A 17,978-nucleotide genomic window follows, 5' to 3' on the forward strand; every position below is an offset into this window, starting at 1 on the left:
GCGGGGTCAGCGCCCTCGGCCGCCAATCTGCGCTACCGCTGCGACGGCCTGTGCGGTTGCATCCTGCGCGCAGCAATCCACGACGATGCGCTCCGGCATGGCGCGCAGCCACGTGAGCTGGCGCTTGCAGAGCTGGCGTGTGGCGAACACGCCCTTGTCGCGCATGGTGTCGTAATCGACCTCGCCATCGAGGTATTCCCAAACCTGGCGATAACCCACGCAGCGCATGGATGGCAGGTTGGGGTTCAGGTCGCCGCGCGCGCGCAGCGCCTTCACCTCGTCGATGAGACCGCCCCCGAGCATCGCGTCGAAGCGCGCTTCGATGCGCGCGTGCAGCACGCTGCGATCGGACGGCTCGAGCGCGACGGCCACGAAGCGGTAGCGCGCGGCTTCATCCTCGCGCGTGGACGGCGTGGCGAGCAGCACGGACATCGGCTGCCCGCTCAGCATGAAGATTTCGAGCGCGCGCTGGATGCGCTGCGAGTCGTTCGGGGCCAGGCGTGCAGCCGTGGCCGGATCGACCTGCGCGAGGCGGGCATGCATGGCAGGCCAGCCATCGCGTGCGGCTTGCGCGTCGAGTTGCGCGCGTACGGCGGGATCGGCCGAGGGCAGGTCGTTCAGGCCTTGCGTGAGCGCCTTGTAGTAGAGCATCGTCCCGCCCACGAACAGCGGCACGTTCCCGCGCGCGACGATCTCGCCCGTCACGCGCAGTGCGTCGGCGCGAAAGTCCGCGGCGGAATAGGCATCCAAAGGATCGACGATATCGATCAGATGATGCGCGGCGGCCGCACGCTCTGCTGCGGTCGGTTTCGCCGTGCCGATGTCCATCTCGCGATACACGAGCGCCGAATCGACGCTCACGATCTCGACCGTGCGCCCGCGCGCCGCCGACTGCGCGGCGTACGCGAGCGCGGCCGCCGTCTTGCCCGAGGCCGTGGGGCCGAGCAGGCACGCGACGGGCAGCGCTTCGTCTTCCTGTTTCGTGGACTGCGTCATTGACCGCGCATGAAGAGCCGATCGAGATCGGCGAGCGTGAGCTGGTACCAGGTCGGCCGGCCGTGGTTGCACTGATCGGCGCGCTCGGTGGCTTCCATCTGGCGCAGGAGCGCGTTCATTTCGTCGAGCGTGAGACGCCGGTTCGCGCGCACCGCATGATGGCAGGCGAGCGTGCCGAGCATCTCGTGCTGGCGCTCTGTCAGCACGCGCGAGCCGCCATATTCGTGCAGATCGGCGAGCACGGCGCGCGCGAGCGCCTGGAGATCGGCGTCCTTGAGGAGCGCGGGCACCGCGCGGATCGCGATCGAGGTGGGCGAGAGGACGGCGAGATCGAAGCCCAGCGCTTCGAGCGTGGCCTTTTCTTCCTCGACGGTGCCGGTTTCGACGGGATCGGCCGTCATCGAGATCGGGATCAGCAAGGGCTGCACGGCGAGCGAGCGTTGGGCGAGGGCCTGCTTGAACTGCTCGTACAGGATGCGCTCGTGCGCGGCGTGCATGTCGACGATCACGAGGCCGCGCGCGTTCTGCGCGAGTACGTAGATGCCGTGGACCTGGCCGAGCGCGAAGCCGAGCGGATGGTCCTCGCCGGCTTCGAAGGCGGCGTGCGGCGCGCTGGCGGCGAATGCACCGGCTGCGCCGTCTTGCGCCTGCGGCACGGTCGAACCTTGCGCCGTGCCGGCGCCGACATCTTTGCGGCCGAACAACGCGTCATAAAGCGCGAGCGGCTGCGCCACAGGCAGACTGCCTTGCGTCATGCGCGACTGGCGCAGCCAGGTATTGCCGCTGTTCGCGCTTGCACCGCCGCCGCTTGCCTGGTCGAAACCCGACGCGCGCGAGAGCGCGCCACCTGCGCCGCCGCCGAAGCTGCTCGCCACGCTCGCGGTGCCGAACCTGCCGTCCGCGCCGAAGCCGCCTGCCGCGCCGGGAGCCGCACCTGCGCGCGGGTAGTCGGCTGCGCCGGAAGCCGGCCCGACCGAGGCGCCCAGCACCCCGGCGCCCGGCAAGGCCCGCGGCTCGATGAGCGCGGCGGCATGGCCGCCCGAGGTCGTCTCGGGCGAGGCGCCCGCGTGGCGCGCGAGCGCGCGCTGCACGGCGTGAAACACGAACTGGTGAATCGAGCGCGAATCGCGGAAACGCACTTCGATCTTCGAGGGATGCACGTTCACGTCGACGGCTTCGGGCGGCAGGTCGAGGAACAGCACGTACGACGGATAGCGGTCGCCGTGCAGCACGTCCTCATAAGCCGAGCGCACCGCGTGCGTGAGCAGCTTGTCGCGCACGAAGCGGCCATTCACGAAGAAGTACTGCTGGTCGGCGCGGTTGCGGCTCGCCGTAGGCAGGCCCGCACAACCGTACACGGCGAGCGGCCCGGCGCGCTCGTCGAGCGGCAGATGCGCCGTGGCGAACACTTCGCCGAGGATCTTGGAGACGCGCGTGGCCGGATCGCTCGCGTTCCAGTGCTCGACCGCGCGGCCGTTGTGCAGCACCGAGATCGCGACGTCCGGGCGCGCGAGCGCGCTGCGGCGGATCATCTCGAGGCAATGACCCAGTTCGGTCTGCTCGCTCTTCAGGAACTTGCGGCGCGCGGGCGTGTTGAAATACAGCTCGCGCACTTCGATCGTCGTACCCTGGCCGCCCGCGGCCGGCGAGATCGCACCTGTGTGCCCCTCGATCTTCACGGCGTGCGCCGCGTCGGCGCTGCGGCTCGTGATCGACATCTCGGCCACCGAGGCGATCGACGCCAGCGCTTCGCCCCGGAACCCGAGCGTCGCGACGCTCTCCAGTTCGGCGAGCGAGCGGATCTTGCTCGTGGCGTGGCGCATGAGCGCGAGCGGGAGTTCGGCTTCGGGAATGCCGCAGCCGTCGTCGGCGATGGAGATGCGCTTGACGCCGCCCTCGTCGAGCAGGATGCGCAGCGTGCTCGCGCCCGCGTCGAGTGCGTTTTCGAGCAGTTCCTTGACGACGGAGGCGGGCCGCTCGACCACTTCACCCGCGGCGATCTGGCTGATGAGCTGATCGGGCAGCGCCTGGATCGCGCGCGCGGGCTGCGCGGCGCGCGACGCGACTGCGGCGCTGGTCGTGCTGGCGGTGTCGGCGGCGTTGGCGGAATCCGGCACGGCGCCGGTGGGTTCGGAATTCGAAGACATGCGCGCAATTATAGCGAGTCGGCGCTACCCGACCCGACGCGCTTTAGCGCCCCGCGAAACCCTGATGTAGCAGCGCTTTGTGCGCAAATTCACCGAAATTGACGGGATTCTTTCGTGACGCCCGGGCACTTTCGGTATCATGGCGCGGTCAATTTGGCTTCTCGCGCAACACAGGGCAAACGCGCTTTTTCAGGCGCGCGGCCCACGATCAATAAGGGACACTTTTGGATACGCTCCTGCAGTTCGTCAATCTTGTCTTGCACATCGACAAGTTTCTCGGTGTCTTCATCCAGCAATACGGCGGCTGGGTCTACGCGGTGCTGTTCCTGATCGTGTTCTGCGAAACCGGACTCGTGGTGCTGCCGTTCCTGCCCGGCGACTCGCTGCTCTTCATCGGCGGCGCGTTTGCCGCTACGCATGAAATGAATCTCGGCCTGCTGATCGTTCTGCTGCTCGTGGCGGCGGTCCTCGGCAATACGGTCAATTATCTGATTGGGCGCGCCATCGGGCCGAAGGTGTTCAATACGCACATTCCCGTGCTCGAACGCTTCCTCGACCGCGCCGCGCTGCAGAAAACGCACGAATTCTACGAGCGCCACGGCGGCAAGACCATCGTGCTCGCGCGGTTCATTCCTGTCGTGCGCACGTTTGCACCGTTCGTGGCGGGCGTCTCGCAAATGAGTATGCGACGCTTTCAGCTCTTCACGATCACAGGCGCGCTGTTCTGGGTGTTGCTGCTCGTGCTGCTCGGCTACTTCTTCGGCAACATTCCGTTCATTCGCCAGTACCTCAACGTGATCGTGCTCGTCGGCATCGGCGCTGCGATCGTGCCGATCCTGCTTGGCGGCGTGTGGAAGATGCTGCGCAAGGACTCGCGCGGCGGCGCTGTGCGCAAGCCCAACGGCGGTTGAGCGCCCGGCACCGCCAGGCCGCAACGCAATGAAAAACGGCATCGCCTGCGAAGGCGATGCCGTTTTGTTTTGGCGAGCGCGTCGAACGCGGTGCTAGGAGCCCACGCGGCGAATGATCGAGGGCGTTTCGGGCGTCGGGTAGCCCGCGTCCTTGAAGGTCTCGACAATCGCGCGGTTGGTGTCAAAGTACACCTGCCAGTAGCTGTCGTTGTTGGTGTAGGGCCGCACGGCCAGTAGCGGGCCTTCGGGCGTGAACGAGAGAATTTCGACGTCGGGCGGCGGCTCCTGCGAAACGTTCGGAATTTTCGCGATGGCCGCGCGCAGGCGGTTGGCGGCATCGACGGGATCGACGCCGTTGGCGATCTTAGCGGTCAGCTCCACGCGGCGCACGGGCGTCGCGCTGTAGTTCGAGATGGTGTCCGAGAAGATCTTGTTGTTGCCGATGATGTTGACCACGTTGTCCGGCGAGATGATGGTCGTGCCGAAGATGCCGAGTTCCTTCACGGTGCCCGTCACGCCCCCGGCCGTCACGAAGTCGCCCACCTTGAACGGGCGCAGCACCTGCATGAACACGCCCGCCGCGAAATGCGCGAGCAGGCCGCCCCACGCCGTACCGATGGCGAGGCCAAGACCGGCGAGAAGCGCCGCGAACGAAGTGGTCTGCACGCCGAACACCTGCAGGATCGCGAGGACCAGCAGCAGGTTCAACACGGCGGCGAGGATCGAACTGAGGTAATGCGCGAGCGTGGGATCGACGCGCTCGTTGCGCGCGAGCACCTTGCGCAGCAAACCGGCGACGAGGCTGATGGCCCAGCGTCCGATGACCCACAGGACGATCGCCGCCAGGACCTTGGTCCCGAAGTCGATGCCCCGGGTCATGATGAATACGCGGATGGTTTCGAGATCCAAAATGCCCTCGCTTGTGTCGTTGGTTGAGCCTGGAAGACGTGCAACTGACATTGGCGGGAGCATGACGGGCGCCGTGGTTCGCGCCGTCTGTCCCTTAGCGCATTTATAGGCGAAGCGGCGAAAGCGTGCATCCAACGTGCCCGGCGGTCTCAGGGTTGACCCGGCGCACGCTTCGCCAGCGATCGATGCGGCATGCATGGCCGTTCGGCTGTATCGTTGCGCGATCGACCCTGACACTAACCGGCACTAAACAGGACGCCCGCCATGAATTTTCAGAACACCGATCTCCATCTCATCACCGTGAAGCTCGACGAGCTGCGCCCTACGCAGATCACGGTGGGCTTTCGGGAGGTGAACGCCAAGCGCGCGCACTGGCAATCGCTCGACAAGAAAGGGCGCGCGGCGGCCATCGACTCGCACTGGTTTCCCGCCGTGCTCGGGCCGAAGTCGCGCTACTACGTGGTCGATCATCACCACCTTGGCCGCGCGTGGCTGGAAGAATCGGTGGAGAGCGTGCGGGTGACCGTGCTCAAGGATCTCTCGTGGCTCGAGCCCACCATCTTCTGGCGCATGATGGAGCACAACCAGTGGGTGCATCCGTTCGATGCCGCAGGCGAGCGCTGCGAATTCGACCGGTTGCCGAAGCAGCTCCTCGGTCTTGCCGACGATCCGTATCGCAGCCTCGCGGGCGAGTTGCGCACCTCTGGAGGCTACGCGAAGGACACGACGCCGTTCAGCGAATTCCTGTGGGCCGACTATCTGCGTCGTAAGGTATCCGAAATGCGCTTGCGCAAGGACTTCGACACGGCGCTCGCCGACGCGCTATCGCACGCACACGATCCCGAGGCGCGTTATCTGCCGGGCTGGTCGGGCGTGGTGCCTGCCGCGGCGCCAGCGCCCGCGGCGGCGCCTGGCAAGGCCGACAAGCCTGCCAAGGCCAGCAAGGGCTGAAGAGGGCGGCGCGCCTTACATCGGTAGGGCGAGAGTCAGGTGTGCGCGGGGTTGCGTCCGTACAACGCGCAGGCACATCGCTCACGCGCTATGTCAGCGGGCGTCGGGCAACGGCGCTTGCGGCGGCGTGCCTTGCGTGAGGTAGTGGCAGAGCCACTCGCTGGCGGGGCCGCGTGCCGCGTCGGTGCGATGGATCAGCGAGATGTTGTAGCTCACCGAGCGCCGGTCCGCGAGCGCGACGCGCACGAGCCGTCCGGCTTCGAGATCGGCATCCACGAGGTGCTTCGGCATCGACCCCCAGCCGAGGCCCGCGAGCAGCAGCCGGTGCTTGGCGCCGAGGTCGCCGAGCTTCCACGCGCGATTGCTGTACACGCCGAAGTTCTGGCCTTCGGTGAGGCGGCTGCGGTCGGTGAGCACCAACTGCGTGTGCTCGCGCGCATCCGAAATGCGCACAGGGTGCTCCGCCTTGGCGAGCGGATGGCAGGGGGCGGCCACGAGCACGAGTTCCACGGTGCCGATGGACTGGGCCTCGATCACGTGCGGCCAGTTGTGGTTCGGCCCGCTGATACCCACCGCGCAGTCGCCGTCGAGCACGAGCTTGAGCACGCCGCCGAGCGCTTCCATGGTGAGATTCAGGGCCACGGTGGGAAACGTGAACGCGAACGCCTGCAGGGCCTCGACGAGCCGCTGCGATGGAAACATCACGTCCACGGCCAGCGAAACTTCGCCCTCCAGCCCCCTCTGCAGGCCGGCCGCCTTGGCGTTAAGCTGACCCATGAGCAGATCGAGGCGGCGCGCGTCGGCGAGGATCGCGCGGCCCGCGGCCGTGAGTTCCGGCTTGCGCTTGCCGCGCTCGAACAGCGCGACGCCCAGCAGCGCCTCGAGATTGGCGATCGTATAGCTGACCACCGACTGCGCGCGGTCAAGCTGGCGCGCCGCCGCCGAGAAGCTGCCGGTCTCGGCGACGGCGATCAGTGCGCGCAGCTGTTCGAGGCTAGGGGAGCGGTCCGAGGTGCGGTCCACGACGTACGGTCCTTTTCGATCTATCGAAAAAGTGGATGATAACCATCCATTCTAGACGATTGTTTGAATAGGTTTGGCCGGGTAAAGTGCACACCTCGAATATTGGAGTCGTATGCCGATGAACCCTACCGTCAAGCCCGCCGGCCGCTATAACGGCGTTGCCATGCTGCTGCACTGGCTGATCGCCGCGCTGATCGTCTGGGGCTTTGCGCTCGGCTGGGTCATGACCGACATTCCCGGCATCACGCCCACCAAACTGCGCTACTTCTCGTGGCACAAGTGGATTGGCGTGACCGTGCTCGCGCTCGTGCTCGTGCGTATTCTCTGGCGCGTCACGCACACCGCGCCCGCGCTGCCTGGCTCCATGCATGGCTGCGAGCGGCTCGCCGCGCACCTGGGCCACACCGCGCTTTACGTGCTGATGGTCGCGATTCCGGTGACAGGCTATCTCTATAGCTCGGCGGCCGGCATTCAGGTCGTGTACCTCGGCATCTGGCCGCTGCCCGTGCTGATCGGCCCGGACACCGCACTCAAGGGCATGCTGCGCATCGTGCATATCTCGCTGAACTACACCCTGCTCACCGTGGTCGTGCTGCACGTGCTCGCCGTCCTCAAGCACCAGTTGATCGACCGCCAGAACATCCTCTCGCGCATGCTGCCGTTCGGCACGCCGCGCGACTGACTTTGCGGCGCGCATACGCCTTATCCATTTCCCGATGCCTCCCACCTTGGACCGACTGCCCATGATCCAGCGTCTTGCCCATACCGCTTCCGTCGTCGCGCTCGGCGCGGCGCTCGCCGCCGGCGCGGCTGTTGCCACGACCTTCGCCACGAACGCCAACGCCGCGGCCGAAGCCGCGAAGAACTCCGTGAGCGCCGTGTTCAAGCAGATGAACGTGCCAGTCGAAGGCCGCTTCAATCACTTCACCGCCGACGTGCGCTTCGATCCGGCGAACGTCGCGGCATCGAGCGCGAAGCTCGACGTCGAGGTGGCGAGCTTCGACCTCGGCGCGCCGGAATACAACAAGGAAGTCGCCGGCGACGAGTGGTTCGACGCCACGCATTTCCCGCACGCGACCTTCGTCTCCACGCAAATCAAGCCCGGCGCGAACGGCGCGTTCAGCGTGGCCGGCAAGCTGACCATCAAGGGCAAGACGACCGACGTCGTCGTGCCGGTGCAGTACCGCAAGGACGGCGCCAACCAGGTGTTCGACGGCACGCTGCCCATCAAGCGCCTCGCGTACGGCATCGGCTCGGGCGAGTGGAAGGACACCTCGATCGTCGCCGACGATGTGCAGATCAAGTTTCACATCGTGTCCGCCGCGCACTGACGCGCGTACGGCATCGCTTTTTCACCCAGTTTCTCTCGCACCAGGAATCGATTCATGAAGACCACGATTTTCGCCGCGGCCGTTGCCGCCTCACTCGCAGCTTTCGTCGCCACGCCCGCGCTCGCAGCCGCCACGACCTACAACCTCGACCCGATGCACACGTATCCGAGCTTCGAAGCCGATCACTTCGGTGGCGTCTCGGTGTGGCGCGGCAAGTTCACGAAGAGCTCGGGCACGGTCACGCTCGACCGCGCGGCGAAGACGGGCACGGTGGACGTGACGATCGACGCATCGTCGATCGATACGGGCAACTCGCAGCTCGACAAACATGTGAGCTCGACCGAATTCCTCGACACCGCGAAGTACCCGACGGCCACTTACAAGGGCACGTCGATTCGCTTCGACGGCGACAAGCCCGTGGAAGTGATCGGCTCGTTCACGCTGCATGGCGTGACGAAGCCGCTGAACCTGAAGATCGACTCGTTCAAGTGCTTCCAGAACCCGATGCTCAAGCGTGAAGTGTGCGGCGCGGAAGCATCGGCGCAATTCGACCGCGCGGACTACGGCGTGAACTGGGGCCAGTCGTATGGCTTCAAGACGGCTACGACGCTGCAGATCCAGGTGGAAGGCGTCAAGGCAGACTGAGTTTGCGCGCGGCATGGGCCGCGTGCCGCTCGATACGAAGCCCGTGCGCTGTGTGGCGCACGGGTTTTTTTGTTGCTGGCATCGATAAGGATGACGAAGTGTCGTCAGTGGATTGGCGACGTTGCGTGCGTGCCGCGCGGCGACAGCGCGACATCGACGACGTGCGAATGCCAGACACCGCAGGTGGCCTTCACGGGAACCCAGGCGTACTTGCCGCGGACCTTGGCGAAAGCGTGCAAGTGGATCAACGTGTCGATGGACGTGACAGGCGTGAGCGCATCGCTTGCGGCGGGCATGGGCGTGGCATTGACTGGCGCGGGCTGCTCGATCTTGGCCGAGAGTGCGCGCCGATCGGGCACGAGCAGAGAATCGTAGCGCTGCGCCTTGTGCACCCACTGATCGAGCGCGGCAACGCAATTGACGACGGCGTCCGGCACGCGAATGCGGCGCAGGTATTCGTAGTCTTCGGGTTGCGGTTGGATTTGCGCCTGAACGCGCAGACTGAACCAGAAAAGCGCGAGCAACGCGCAGGCAAGGGTCGTGAACTTCATGATGACGTGGCCTGTGCAGCGGGGATGAGACGGCGGGGGAGGAGTATACATGCTGGGCGCATGCTCGCGTGCCGAGCCTCTCAAGCCGCTTGAGCCCGCGCCTTACGCTACAAAGCAAAAAGCCCAGTCAGAAGACTGGGCTTTTCGTTTGATGCTTTGGTAGGCCGTACGGGATTCGAACCTGTGACCAACGGATTAAAAGTCCGCTGCTCTACCAGCTGAGCTAACGACCCAAAAGAGAAGCGGGATTATAGCGGCGTCTGGCCAGAGCGTCAACCTTTGCCGTCATAAAGCCGATGGAAGAGCCCGGAGCACGCCGTGCCCCGGGCCTTCCCTGTATGCGAGAGGCGCATTTCGCGGCATTGGCAATACGCCAGCGCCACGTCACGCCAAAACCAGCCAGCAGCGCTTATTTGAGCTGTGAAAGCTTGCTCTGCGCCGTCTGGGCGACATCCGAGTTGCCGTATTGCGAAACAACCTGCTCGAGCGTGCGCTTGGCCGCAGCCTTTTGCCCCTGCTCGATCTGATTGTTTGCAATGGCCAGCAGCGCCTCGGGGGCGCGCGGATGTTGCGGGTATTTGTTGACGACGTTCTGCCACGTCGCGGTCGACCCCTTGTAGTCCTTCAGCGCATAGAGCGCGTTGCCGAGCCAGTACTGCGCGGTCGGCTGGTAAGGACTCTGCGGGAACTTCGCGATGAAGCTACGGAACGATGTAGCCGCGTTCTTGAAGTCGCCGTTGCGGAACTGCTGCGAAGCGGCGTTGAACGCGTCCATCTCACCCGGCTGAACCGTGCCTTGCATGCCGTCCACGGTCTCCTGCTGCGGCTCGAACTTCTTGAGTCGCGTGTCGAGATCCGTGTAGTAGTCCTTCTGTTGCTTCTGCAGGGTCGCCAACTGGTTCGCCATGTCCTCGTTCTGTCCGCGCAACGTGGCGACCTGCTGGTTGAGCTGGTCGAGGTGGTTGGACTGGTCGAGGATCGTGCGTTGAGCGGCGGACAGCTGGCTAGACAGGCTGTCCGTTTTCGCGCGCAGGTCGAGAATCGCCTGGCGCGCCTGATCGTCATCGAACATACCCGCGTGGGCCGGCAGCGCCGCAAAGGCGACGCTAGCCACGCAGGCGGCTGCGGCTGCGCGCAGCGGGGAGAAACGGTGCGACATACGCCCCTTCATCCAATACTCAATTACTGTTGATACACGAGGTCAGCACGGCGGTTCTGCGCCCACGATGCTTCGTCGTGGCCCGTTGCGACCGGCTTTTCCTTACCGAGGCTGACGGCTTCCATTTGCGAATCAGGCACGCCCATCAGCGAGAGAGCGCGACGGACCGCTTCAGCACGCTTTTGGCCCAGCGCCAGGTTGTATTCGCTCGTGCCGCGCTCGTCGGTGTTGCCCTGGATCAGGACGTGACGTTCCGGGTGCGTCTTGAGGTACTGTGCGTGAGCTTGCAGCAGCGACTGGTAGTCGTCCTTGACGGCGTAGCTGTCGAAATCGAAGTACACGCTGCGCTTGGCGAGCGGGCTGTTCGGGTTGTTCAGCTCATCGACGTTCACCTGAGCGACCGCGTTCGGGTTCGGCTGGGTGTTCATCGCGCCTTCGTTCGGGGTCGTTTCCTTGACACCCGACTTACACGCTGCCAGTGCACCGATCATCAAAACGGCCAAGGCCAGGCGTACTTTCTTCGACATCATTTTTACTCTCCTGAAGTGTTATTGCATGAAAGGGCCCCAGGACGGCTCGCGTACGCTGCCGCCCTGAACGGACAGGATTTGCCGCGTACGACCGTCGGTCGATACAGCAGCCAGCACGCCACGGCCGTTCACCTGTGTGGCGTAAAGAATGTACTGACCGTTCGCCGCGAAGCTGGGCGATTCGTCATGTGTCGTGTCAGTGAGCGCCGTGGCGACACCGGACTGCAGATCTTGAATGTACAGCTTAAATCCGCCGCCCGTGCGTGAGATGTACGCCAGTTGCTTGCCGTCCGGGCTGACCTTCGGGCTCGTATTGTAGTTGCCGGTGAACGTCACACGCTGTGCCGCTCCGGCGCTTTCGCCCTGGGCCGACATCTTGTAAATCTGAGGCTGGCCGCCGCGGTCGCTCGTGAAATAAATCGTGCGTCCGTCAGGAGAGTAGTTGGGTTCGGTGTCGATCGTCGTGCCTTGCGTGAGGCGATGCAGGCCGGAGCCGTCGGCATTGACGGCGAAGATCTGCGTGTTGCCCGTGCGCGACAGTGCTACCGCGAGCGTGCGGCCATCGGGAGACCAGGCCGGCGCCGAATTGTTGCCCTTCTGGTCCGAAATGACCACGCGACGACCCGTAGGCAGGTCGTGCACGTAGACGATCGGCTTCTTCTTTTCGAAAGATACGTAAGCGACCTTGGTGCCGTCGGGCGACCAGGCCGGCGAGATGATCGGCTCGGGACTCGAGAGCGCGATGTGCGCGTCTTGTCCATCGGAGTCCGAAACCTGCAACTGGAAGCGGCCGCCCGTCTTGATCACGTACGACAGGCGCGTGGCGAACACGCCGCGATCGCCGAGCAGCTTCTGATAGATGTAGTCCGCAACCTTGTGCGCGCTCATGCGCAGGCCGCTTGCCGGGCTCGTGAGCACGAGGCCGCCGAGGCTTTCGCCCTTCACGGTGTCGTAGAGCTTGAAGCGCACTTCGTACTGGCCGTTGGCGAGCTTGTTCACGCTGCCCGCAACGAACGCATTAGCGCCCTTGGCCTTCCAGCTGCCGAGGTCGACGGAGTCGTTTTCCGAGATCGGTGCGCTGCCGGCGTCGATATTGGTGAATTTCCCGCTGCGTTGCAGATCGGCGCGCACGATGGCCGCGACCTGCTCGGGCGAATTCGCTTCACCGGCAAAGTTAGCCGTGGCGATGGGGAACTGGGTGGAGCCCACGCCGGTGACGAGGACGTTGAGTTGTGCGTTCGCCGCGCCGCCCGCCGTGATCAGGCAGGACGCGACGAGGGTTCGCAGGCCAAGCTTCGTCATCAATGTCATGCTGTGATATTTCCTGAAAAAAGCAATTTTGTCATAACGCGCAACAGCAGACTGACCCGAAATTGTTCGAATCGTTCCTTGTCGGCCACTGTCGCGCGCCGGCTTTCCTCAACCTTTCTGCGCCTTGCGCGCGCCATTAACCCGCCGGACGCAAGGTGATCTTGAAGCTCGGAGGCGTCTTGCCGTCGGTATCGACCGGCATCGGATCCGAGCGCTGGACCGCCCGCAACGCAGCGTCGTCCCACGACGCGTTGCCGCTGGGCCGCGAGATCGTCGCCGAAAGCAGCGTGCCTGTCGGCGAGCAGCGCACCGCGATCTCCGTTTCGAGACCTGACGTTTCGCCCGACCACACGATGTTCGGACGCACGCGGCGGCGCACCTTGTCCGCATAGCCCGGCGACGTTGCGTTGCCGCCCGAGCCGCTGCCCGTGCCGCTCTTCGCAAGACCGTTGCCGCTCGTGCCTTCGCCGCCGCCCATCGAGCCTTGCATCTGTGCGATGCGGGCGCGGCGTTCCGCGTCGAGCTTCTTCGCCTGGGCGTCGGTTTGAGCTTTCGCCTTGGCGGCCTTCTCGGCGTCGGCCTTCTTCTGCGCGTCGAGCTTCGCCTGCTTCTGCTGCTCTTCTTCCTGCTGCTGCTTTTTGAGCACGTCCTGCTGCTGCTGCTGCTTTTGCTTCTCTGCCGCGGCTTGCTGCTGTTCCTGCTGCTGCTTGAGCTTTGCTGCCTTCTGCTGAGCGGCGAGCTGCGCAGCCTGCTGGGCCGCGAGCTGCTGCTGACGTTTCGCGTCGGCTTCCTGCTGTGCTTTCAGACGCTGCTGCTCGGCCAGTTGCGCCTCGCGCTGCGCTTCCTGCTGCTTACGCTTTTGCTGTTGCAGCGCGATGTCGGCGTCCTCGGTTTGCGGCGGCGGCGGGGCAGGGGCGACCGGCGCGGGCGGCGGCAGCGGCTTCGGCGTCGACAGGTCCGGAACTTCGGTCCACAGTTCCGCCTCTTCACCCGCCGGCGTGCTGTTCTGCCAGTGGATGCCGTGATAGAGGAACAGACCGAGCAGCACGTGCATGAGCACCGCGAGGGTGATAGCACGTCCCGTGCCACGCTCTCGCGGAGGCTGCAGTGGATACGAATCGTTCTTCCGGGTCATTGCGATTTGACGAGCAGTCCGACACGTTTGACGCCATGCGACTTCAGGTCGGACATCACGTTCATCACCGTCTCGTATTTGACGGACTTGTCGGCGGCGATCACGACGGGCTGGTCGGGATGGCTCTGCTCGCGATCCGCGACGAAGCCGTTGAGATCGGCGCGCGTCATGGTTTCCTGCTGCGTGGCGCCGGAGTCATCCTTGTAGCGTACGCTCAGATTGCCGTCGGGGCGAATATTGACCACGACGGGCGGCACCTGCTGCTGCTGCGACGCGCCGCCGACGGTCGGCAGATTGACGATGGACGGCGCCACGAGCGGCGCGGTCACCATGAAGATTACGAGCAACACCAGCATCACGTCGATGTACGGCACGACGTTGATGTCGGCCATCGCACGGCGCGAGCGGCTGCCTCGCATGCTCGAACGGTTTGAGCCTCCCATCTTCGACTCCTTGCTTCGTGAAGATTAGTGGGCCTGACGCTGCAGGATGTTCGAAAACTCTTCGATGAAGGTTTCGAAGCGGATCGCCAGACGGTCGATGTCGTGCGCGTAGCTGTTGTACGCGACCACCGCCGGAATGGCGGCGAACAGACCGATAGCGGTTGCCGTCAGCGCTTCGGCGATGCCGGGCGCGACGTTCGCGAGCGTGGCCTGTTGCACGTTCGCGAGACCGCGGAACGCGTTCATGATCCCCCAGACCGTGCCGAAAAGACCGATGTACGGACTCACCGAGCCGACCGAAGCGAGGAACGAGAGGTTTGCCTCGAGCGCATCCATTTCGCGCTGGAAGGCGGCGCGCATCGCGCGGCGGGCGCCGTCGAGCACGAGGCTCGGATCGTTCAGGCGCTTCTCTTTCGCCTTCAGGAATTCGCGCATGCCCGACTCAAAGATACGCTCGAGCGCGCCGATCGTGTGACGGTTGTTGGCTGCGCTCTGGTAGAGCGCCTGCAGGTCGCCGCCTGACCAGAAGTCGCGCTCGAAGCGCTCTGTCTGGGACCGCGCCCGGCGGATCGCAAACCACTTGCGGAAGATGAAAGTCCAGGAAATCAGCGACATGAGCAGAAGAAGCCCCATCACCGCCTGTGCCAGTATGCTCGCATTAAGTACGAGAGAAATGATCGACAGATCTTGTGTAGTGTTCATATAGGTTCGTTGTGACGTCCCGATAGGGGCGAGCGGCTGCAAGACAACGCAAGGCTTCCCGTAGGCGGTTGGGAAGCTTTCGCGCCGTCGCGGCCGAACCCTGCTTGGTCCTGCATTGACCGGCGCGAGTTCACTGGCGTCGTATCAACGGTAATTACTGCAGTGCCGTTGACACGGCGTACAGGTCTTTCTGTGGTCCACGCTGCAAGGCTTCATGAACGGGGGCCGGAATGGGTGCGGGGCGCATGGCTGTGCTGTCGACGCAGGCGACACGAATGGTGCCCGTGGCGAGCAGCGTGTTCTCGCGCCACGCTTCCTGCATGAAGTCGACCGAGGCGCGGCCAAGCTTCTCGACGCGGCTTACGGTGGTGACGACGTCGTCGAGGCGCGCGGGCGAACGGTAGTCGAGCGCAGTGCTGCGCACGACGAAGAGGACGCCCGTTTCCTCGGCGAGCCGACGCTGATCGACGCCGCATGCGCGCAGCCATTCGGTGCGCGCGCGTTCGAAGAACTTCAGGTAATTCGCGTAAAACACGATGCCACCGGCGTCGGTGTCCTCGTAGTAGACGCGTACCGGCCACGTAAAACCGCGCCCGGCCGGTGACGACGCCGCGTCCGGCTTGCTGGTGGAATTTTCCATGCCGCGCATTCTACCGGAACGCGCGGCCCCAACGTCTTTCGTACGACTGACGTAAGTATAAAATTTGTAAGGCAATTTTAGCCGCGATGGATGCTGGTGCCGGCGAATGTCTGGGCAACGGGCATCAGTTCGATCGTGTTGATGTTGACGTGCGCGGGGCGCGTGGCGATCCAGTAGATCGAATCGGCGACATCCTCGGCTGTGAGCGGCTGCACGTCCTTGTAGACGTTGGCCGCCTTGGTGTCGTCGCCGCGAAAGCGCACGTTCGAGAACTCGGTGCCCCCGCACAGGCCCGGCTCGATGTCGGTCACGCGCAGTGCCGTGCCCGCGAGGTCTGCGCGCAGGTTCAGGCTGAACTGACGCACGAACGCCTTGGTCGCGCCATAGACGTTGCCGCCCGCATACGGCCAGCGGCCCGCCACCGAACCGAGGTTGAAAACGTGGCCGCGGTTGCGCGCGACCATGCCGGGCAGAAACGCGTGAGTCACCTGCACGAGGCCCGTGCAGTTGGTCTCTATCATGGTTTCCCACTCGTCGAGGTCGGCCTTCTGTGCCGGCTCCACGCCGAGCGCGAGGCCGGCGTTGTTGACCAGCACGTCGACGCCGGCGAACTCGGGCGGCAGCGCGCCGGGCGCAGCTTCGACCGCCGCGCGGTCGCGCACGTCGAGCTCGATGGGCAGGAGGGCGTCGCCGAGTTCGGCGGCGAGGGTGTCGAGGCGGTCCTTGCGGCGGGCCGTGGCGACGACGCGATGTCCGCCCTTCACGAAGGCCCGGGCGATGGCGGCGCCGAATCCTGCGGACGCGCCGGTGACGAAAACGATCATGGTGGCTCTCTGGTCGGTAGAAGGCGAGGAAAGGCGAGAGCCTACTTCCAATGCCGCATTGCGGCAAGAAAGGGACGGAACGCGCGCGGCCCGCATGGCCGGGGTGGCCGCCCTCCGCGCCGCAGTCCGCGGGGCGCCCGTGCGCACTGGGAGCGGGCGGTTGCCTATTCCCTGCCGTTCCAATAAACTAACGCGCTCAATCCCTGCGTGACTGGCGATAGGGTTCCGAAATAGCGGCATTAGGGGTAGCAATGCGTTCGTTATTGGGGACTCAAGGTGGAACGACCCACCGTGAAGCGCGGGGTGCCGTTTTGCCGTTCGCCTGGGCAGCCTGATTTCGCGCGCTTTCGTTAGTGCTGCGGGGCCTATCCCGGCCGTGGCTGTCCTGCCTCGCGTGTGCGGCACCTCCTTCCGCCACGTCAAGGCTGGCCTCTTCGCCAGCAGCGCCGCGTACCCGCTACGCGTTCCGCGCGAGACCCGGTCAACCTGAACACACTTAACGGAATCCGTATGTTTGACAGAGCCGAAAGCACCATCGCCAACGTCGATCCCGAACTCTTCAAGGCGATCGAACTCGAGAACCGCCGCCAGGAAGAGCACATCGAGCTCATCGCGTCGGAAAACTACACCTCGCCCGCGGTCATGGCCGCGCAAGGTTCGCAGCTCACCAACAAGTACGCCGAAGGCTACCCCGGTAAGCGCTATTACGGCGGCTGCGAAAACGTGGATATCGTCGAGCAGCTCGCGATCGACCGCGTGAAGCAGCTGTTCGGCGCCGAAGCCGCGAACGTTCAGCCGAACTCGGGCTCGCAGGCCAACCAGGGTGTGTTCTTCGCCGTGCTCAAGCCGGGCGACACCATCATGGGCATGAGCCTCGCCGAAGGCGGTCACCTCACGCACGGCATGGCGCTGAACATGAGCGGCAAGTGGTTCAACGTCGTGAGCTACGGCCTGGACGCGAAGGAAGACATCGACTACGACGCGCTCGAAAAGCGCGCGCACGAAACGAAGCCGAAGCTGATCATCGCGGGCGCGTCGGCGTTCGCGCTGCGTATCGACTTCGAGCGTATCGCCAAGGTTGCCAAGGCGGTTGGCGCGTACTTCATGGTCGACATGGCGCACTACGCGGGTCTGATCGCCGCGGGCGTCTACCCGAACCCGGTTCCGCATGCCGACTTCGTCACCACGACCACGCACAAGAGCCTGCGCGGCCCGCGCGGCGGCGTGATCCTGATGAAGGCGGAGTTCGAGAAGCAGATCAACTCGGCCATCTTCCCGGGCATTCAGGGCGGTCCGCTCATGCACGTCATTGCCGGTAAGGCCGTGGCGTTCAAGGAAGCGCTCTCGCCGGAATTCAAGACCTACCAGCAGCACGTGGTCGAGAACGCGCGCGTGCTGGCGGAAACGCTGGTCAAGCGCGGTCTGCGTATCGTTTCGGGCCGCACGGAAAGCCACGTGATGCTGGTGGACTTGCGCGCGAAGAACATCACCGGCAAGGCGGCTGAAGCCGTGCTTGGCGCCGCGCACATCACGGTCAACAAGAACGCGATCCCGAACGACCCGGAAAAGCCGTTCGTGACGAGCGGTATCCGTCTCGGTTCGCCGGCCATGACGACGCGCGGCTTTGGCGTGAAGGAAGCCGAGCAGGTGGGCAACCTGATTGCCGACGTGCTCGACAATCCGGAAGACGCCGCGACGATCGAGCGCGTCAAGGCGCAAGTCGCCGAGCTGACGAAGCGTTTCCCGGTTTACCGCTAAGCCACGCGAAAA

Annotated in this window: 18 protein-coding genes, 1 tRNA gene, 1 pseudogene and 1 riboswitch; of the genes and pseudogenes, 6 read left to right on the top strand and 14 right to left on the bottom strand. The window is 64.8% G+C overall.

Annotated features, from left to right (window positions below):
- Nucleotides 1–6 precede the first annotated feature (6 nt).
- Together miaA and mutL are read right to left on the bottom strand one after the other, a co-directional pair.
- On the bottom strand, nucleotides 7–996 hold the full coding sequence (miaA, locus tag M3I54_RS32870; RefSeq protein WP_254343329.1) for a tRNA (adenosine(37)-N6)-dimethylallyltransferase MiaA: 990 nt from the start codon (nucleotides 994–996) through the stop codon (nucleotides 7–9).
- A complete protein-coding gene (gene mutL, locus M3I54_RS32875; RefSeq protein WP_254343330.1) occupies nucleotides 993–3,143 on the bottom strand; it encodes a DNA mismatch repair endonuclease MutL in 2,151 nt (716 codons plus the stop codon). Before mutL ends, miaA begins: the two co-directional genes overlap by 4 nt.
- Before the next feature lie 224 nt (nucleotides 3,144–3,367).
- Here mutL and M3I54_RS32880 point away from each other — a divergent pair, with 224 nt between their 5' ends.
- Nucleotides 3,368–4,054, top strand: coding sequence for a DedA family protein (locus tag M3I54_RS32880; protein ID WP_254343331.1), 687 nt, complete (start codon nucleotides 3,368–3,370; stop codon nucleotides 4,052–4,054).
- Between the two features lie 93 nt (nucleotides 4,055–4,147).
- Here M3I54_RS32880 and M3I54_RS32885 read toward each other — a convergent pair whose 3' ends face one another.
- The gene (locus M3I54_RS32885; protein ID WP_254343333.1) at nucleotides 4,148–4,963 is read right to left on the bottom strand and encodes a mechanosensitive ion channel family protein; all 816 of its coding nucleotides are present in this window, start codon (nucleotides 4,961–4,963) and stop codon (nucleotides 4,148–4,150) included.
- Nucleotides 4,964–5,227: 264 nt separating this feature from the next.
- Between M3I54_RS32885 and M3I54_RS32890 the strand changes: the two are divergent.
- Nucleotides 5,228–5,848, top strand: a pseudogene (locus M3I54_RS32890) (ParB-like protein); the annotation flags it as partial.
- A 159-nt stretch (nucleotides 5,849–6,007) separates the two neighbouring features.
- Here the strand turns inward: M3I54_RS32890 and M3I54_RS32895 are convergent.
- Complete coding sequence (locus M3I54_RS32895; protein WP_254343336.1) at nucleotides 6,008–6,937, bottom strand: LysR family transcriptional regulator; 930 nt, start codon at nucleotides 6,935–6,937, stop codon at nucleotides 6,008–6,010.
- Nucleotides 6,938–7,055: 118 nt separating this feature from the next.
- On the opposite strand from M3I54_RS32895, the gene M3I54_RS32900 reads away from it, so the two are divergent.
- The 3 genes from M3I54_RS32900 to M3I54_RS32910 all read left to right on the top strand — a co-directional run bounded on the left by M3I54_RS32900 (nucleotide 7,056) and on the right by M3I54_RS32910 (nucleotide 8,913).
- Nucleotides 7,056–7,619, top strand: a complete 564-nt coding sequence (locus M3I54_RS32900; protein WP_254343338.1) for a cytochrome b — start codon at nucleotides 7,056–7,058, stop codon at nucleotides 7,617–7,619.
- Nucleotides 7,620–7,680: 61 nt separating this feature from the next.
- A complete protein-coding gene (locus M3I54_RS32905; protein ID WP_254343340.1) occupies nucleotides 7,681–8,268 on the top strand; it encodes a YceI family protein in 588 nt (195 codons plus the stop codon).
- 54 nt (nucleotides 8,269–8,322) lie between these two features.
- The gene (locus tag M3I54_RS32910; protein WP_254343342.1) at nucleotides 8,323–8,913 is read left to right on the top strand and encodes a YceI family protein; all 591 of its coding nucleotides are present in this window, start codon (nucleotides 8,323–8,325) and stop codon (nucleotides 8,911–8,913) included.
- A gap of 104 nt (nucleotides 8,914–9,017) precedes the next feature.
- On the opposite strand, the gene M3I54_RS32915 is transcribed toward M3I54_RS32910, so the two are convergent.
- The 10 genes from M3I54_RS32915 to ydfG all read right to left on the bottom strand — a co-directional run bounded on the left by M3I54_RS32915 (nucleotide 9,018) and on the right by ydfG (nucleotide 16,208).
- Nucleotides 9,018–9,464 carry a BspC domain-containing protein gene (locus tag M3I54_RS32915; protein ID WP_254343343.1) on the bottom strand — a complete coding sequence of 149 codons (447 nt, stop codon included), beginning with the start codon at nucleotides 9,462–9,464 and terminating at the stop codon, nucleotides 9,018–9,020.
- Between the two features lie 157 nt (nucleotides 9,465–9,621).
- Nucleotides 9,622–9,697, bottom strand: a tRNA-Lys gene (locus M3I54_RS32920).
- Between the two features lie 176 nt (nucleotides 9,698–9,873).
- Nucleotides 9,874–10,623: a tol-pal system protein YbgF gene (ybgF, locus tag M3I54_RS32925; RefSeq protein ID WP_254343345.1), complete on the bottom strand. Its 750-nt coding sequence runs from the start codon at nucleotides 10,621–10,623 to the stop codon at nucleotides 9,874–9,876.
- 23 nt (nucleotides 10,624–10,646) lie between these two features.
- Nucleotides 10,647–11,153 carry a peptidoglycan-associated lipoprotein Pal gene (gene pal / locus M3I54_RS32930; protein WP_254343347.1) on the bottom strand — a complete coding sequence of 169 codons (507 nt, stop codon included), beginning with the start codon at nucleotides 11,151–11,153 and terminating at the stop codon, nucleotides 10,647–10,649.
- 18 nt (nucleotides 11,154–11,171) lie between these two features.
- Nucleotides 11,172–12,464, bottom strand: a complete 1,293-nt coding sequence (tolB, locus tag M3I54_RS32935; protein WP_028205327.1) for a Tol-Pal system beta propeller repeat protein TolB — start codon at nucleotides 12,462–12,464, stop codon at nucleotides 11,172–11,174.
- A 136-nt stretch (nucleotides 12,465–12,600) separates the two neighbouring features.
- Nucleotides 12,601–13,599, bottom strand: a complete 999-nt coding sequence (gene tolA / locus M3I54_RS32940) for a cell envelope integrity protein TolA (RefSeq protein WP_254343349.1) — start codon at nucleotides 13,597–13,599, stop codon at nucleotides 12,601–12,603.
- The gene (gene tolR, locus M3I54_RS32945; protein ID WP_254343351.1) at nucleotides 13,596–14,042 is read right to left on the bottom strand and encodes a protein TolR; all 447 of its coding nucleotides are present in this window, start codon (nucleotides 14,040–14,042) and stop codon (nucleotides 13,596–13,598) included. The genes tolA and tolR overlap by 4 nt, the downstream gene beginning before the upstream one ends.
- Nucleotides 14,043–14,066: 24 nt before the next feature.
- A complete protein-coding gene (gene tolQ, locus M3I54_RS32950) occupies nucleotides 14,067–14,744 on the bottom strand; it encodes a protein TolQ (RefSeq protein WP_028205324.1) in 678 nt (225 codons plus the stop codon).
- 154 nt (nucleotides 14,745–14,898) lie between these two features.
- On the bottom strand, nucleotides 14,899–15,393 hold the full coding sequence (gene ybgC, locus M3I54_RS32955; RefSeq protein WP_254343353.1) for a tol-pal system-associated acyl-CoA thioesterase: 495 nt from the start codon (nucleotides 15,391–15,393) through the stop codon (nucleotides 14,899–14,901).
- Nucleotides 15,394–15,461: 68 nt separating this feature from the next.
- On the bottom strand, nucleotides 15,462–16,208 hold the full coding sequence (gene ydfG / locus M3I54_RS32960) for a bifunctional NADP-dependent 3-hydroxy acid dehydrogenase/3-hydroxypropionate dehydrogenase YdfG (protein ID WP_254343355.1): 747 nt from the start codon (nucleotides 16,206–16,208) through the stop codon (nucleotides 15,462–15,464).
- Nucleotides 16,209–16,405: 197 nt separating this feature from the next.
- Nucleotides 16,406–16,543: riboswitch (ZMP/ZTP riboswitch) on the top strand.
- A 175-nt stretch (nucleotides 16,544–16,718) separates the two neighbouring features.
- Here ydfG and glyA point away from each other — a divergent pair.
- On the top strand, nucleotides 16,719–17,966 hold the full coding sequence (glyA, locus tag M3I54_RS32965) for a serine hydroxymethyltransferase (RefSeq protein ID WP_254343357.1): 1,248 nt from the start codon (nucleotides 16,719–16,721) through the stop codon (nucleotides 17,964–17,966).
- The last annotated feature ends 12 nt before the right edge of the window (nucleotides 17,967–17,978 follow it).

The organism is Paraburkholderia sp. CNPSo 3274 (assembly GCF_024206475.1).
Taxonomy (GTDB): Bacteria; Pseudomonadota; Gammaproteobacteria; order Burkholderiales; family Burkholderiaceae; genus Paraburkholderia.

Coding starts and splice junctions, on each gene's coding strand:
- tolB (WP_028205327.1), bottom strand. CDS start 12,464: ATGACATTGATGACGAAGCTTGGCCTGCGAACCCTCGTCGCGTCCTGC.
- ybgC (WP_254343353.1), bottom strand. CDS start 15,393: ATGCGCGGCATGGAAAATTCCACCAGCAAGCCGGACGCGGCGTCGTCA.
- miaA (WP_254343329.1), bottom strand. CDS start 996: ATGACGCAGTCCACGAAACAGGAAGACGAAGCGCTGCCCGTCGCGTGC.
- ybgF (WP_254343345.1), bottom strand. CDS start 10,623: ATGTCGCACCGTTTCTCCCCGCTGCGCGCAGCCGCAGCCGCCTGCGTG.
- M3I54_RS32900 (WP_254343338.1), top strand. CDS start 7,056: ATGAACCCTACCGTCAAGCCCGCCGGCCGCTATAACGGCGTTGCCATG.
- ydfG (WP_254343355.1), bottom strand. CDS start 16,208: ATGATCGTTTTCGTCACCGGCGCGTCCGCAGGATTCGGCGCCGCCATC.
- pal (WP_254343347.1), bottom strand. CDS start 11,153: ATGATGTCGAAGAAAGTACGCCTGGCCTTGGCCGTTTTGATGATCGGT.
- tolR (WP_254343351.1), bottom strand. CDS start 14,042: ATGGGAGGCTCAAACCGTTCGAGCATGCGAGGCAGCCGCTCGCGCCGT.
- glyA (WP_254343357.1), top strand. CDS start 16,719: ATGTTTGACAGAGCCGAAAGCACCATCGCCAACGTCGATCCCGAACTC.
- M3I54_RS32910 (WP_254343342.1), top strand. CDS start 8,323: ATGAAGACCACGATTTTCGCCGCGGCCGTTGCCGCCTCACTCGCAGCT.
- tolQ (WP_028205324.1), bottom strand. CDS start 14,744: ATGAACACTACACAAGATCTGTCGATCATTTCTCTCGTACTTAATGCG.
- tolA (WP_254343349.1), bottom strand. CDS start 13,599: ATGACCCGGAAGAACGATTCGTATCCACTGCAGCCTCCGCGAGAGCGT.
- M3I54_RS32915 (WP_254343343.1), bottom strand. CDS start 9,464: ATGAAGTTCACGACCCTTGCCTGCGCGTTGCTCGCGCTTTTCTGGTTC.
- M3I54_RS32905 (WP_254343340.1), top strand. CDS start 7,681: ATGATCCAGCGTCTTGCCCATACCGCTTCCGTCGTCGCGCTCGGCGCG.
- mutL (WP_254343330.1), bottom strand. CDS start 3,143: ATGTCTTCGAATTCCGAACCCACCGGCGCCGTGCCGGATTCCGCCAAC.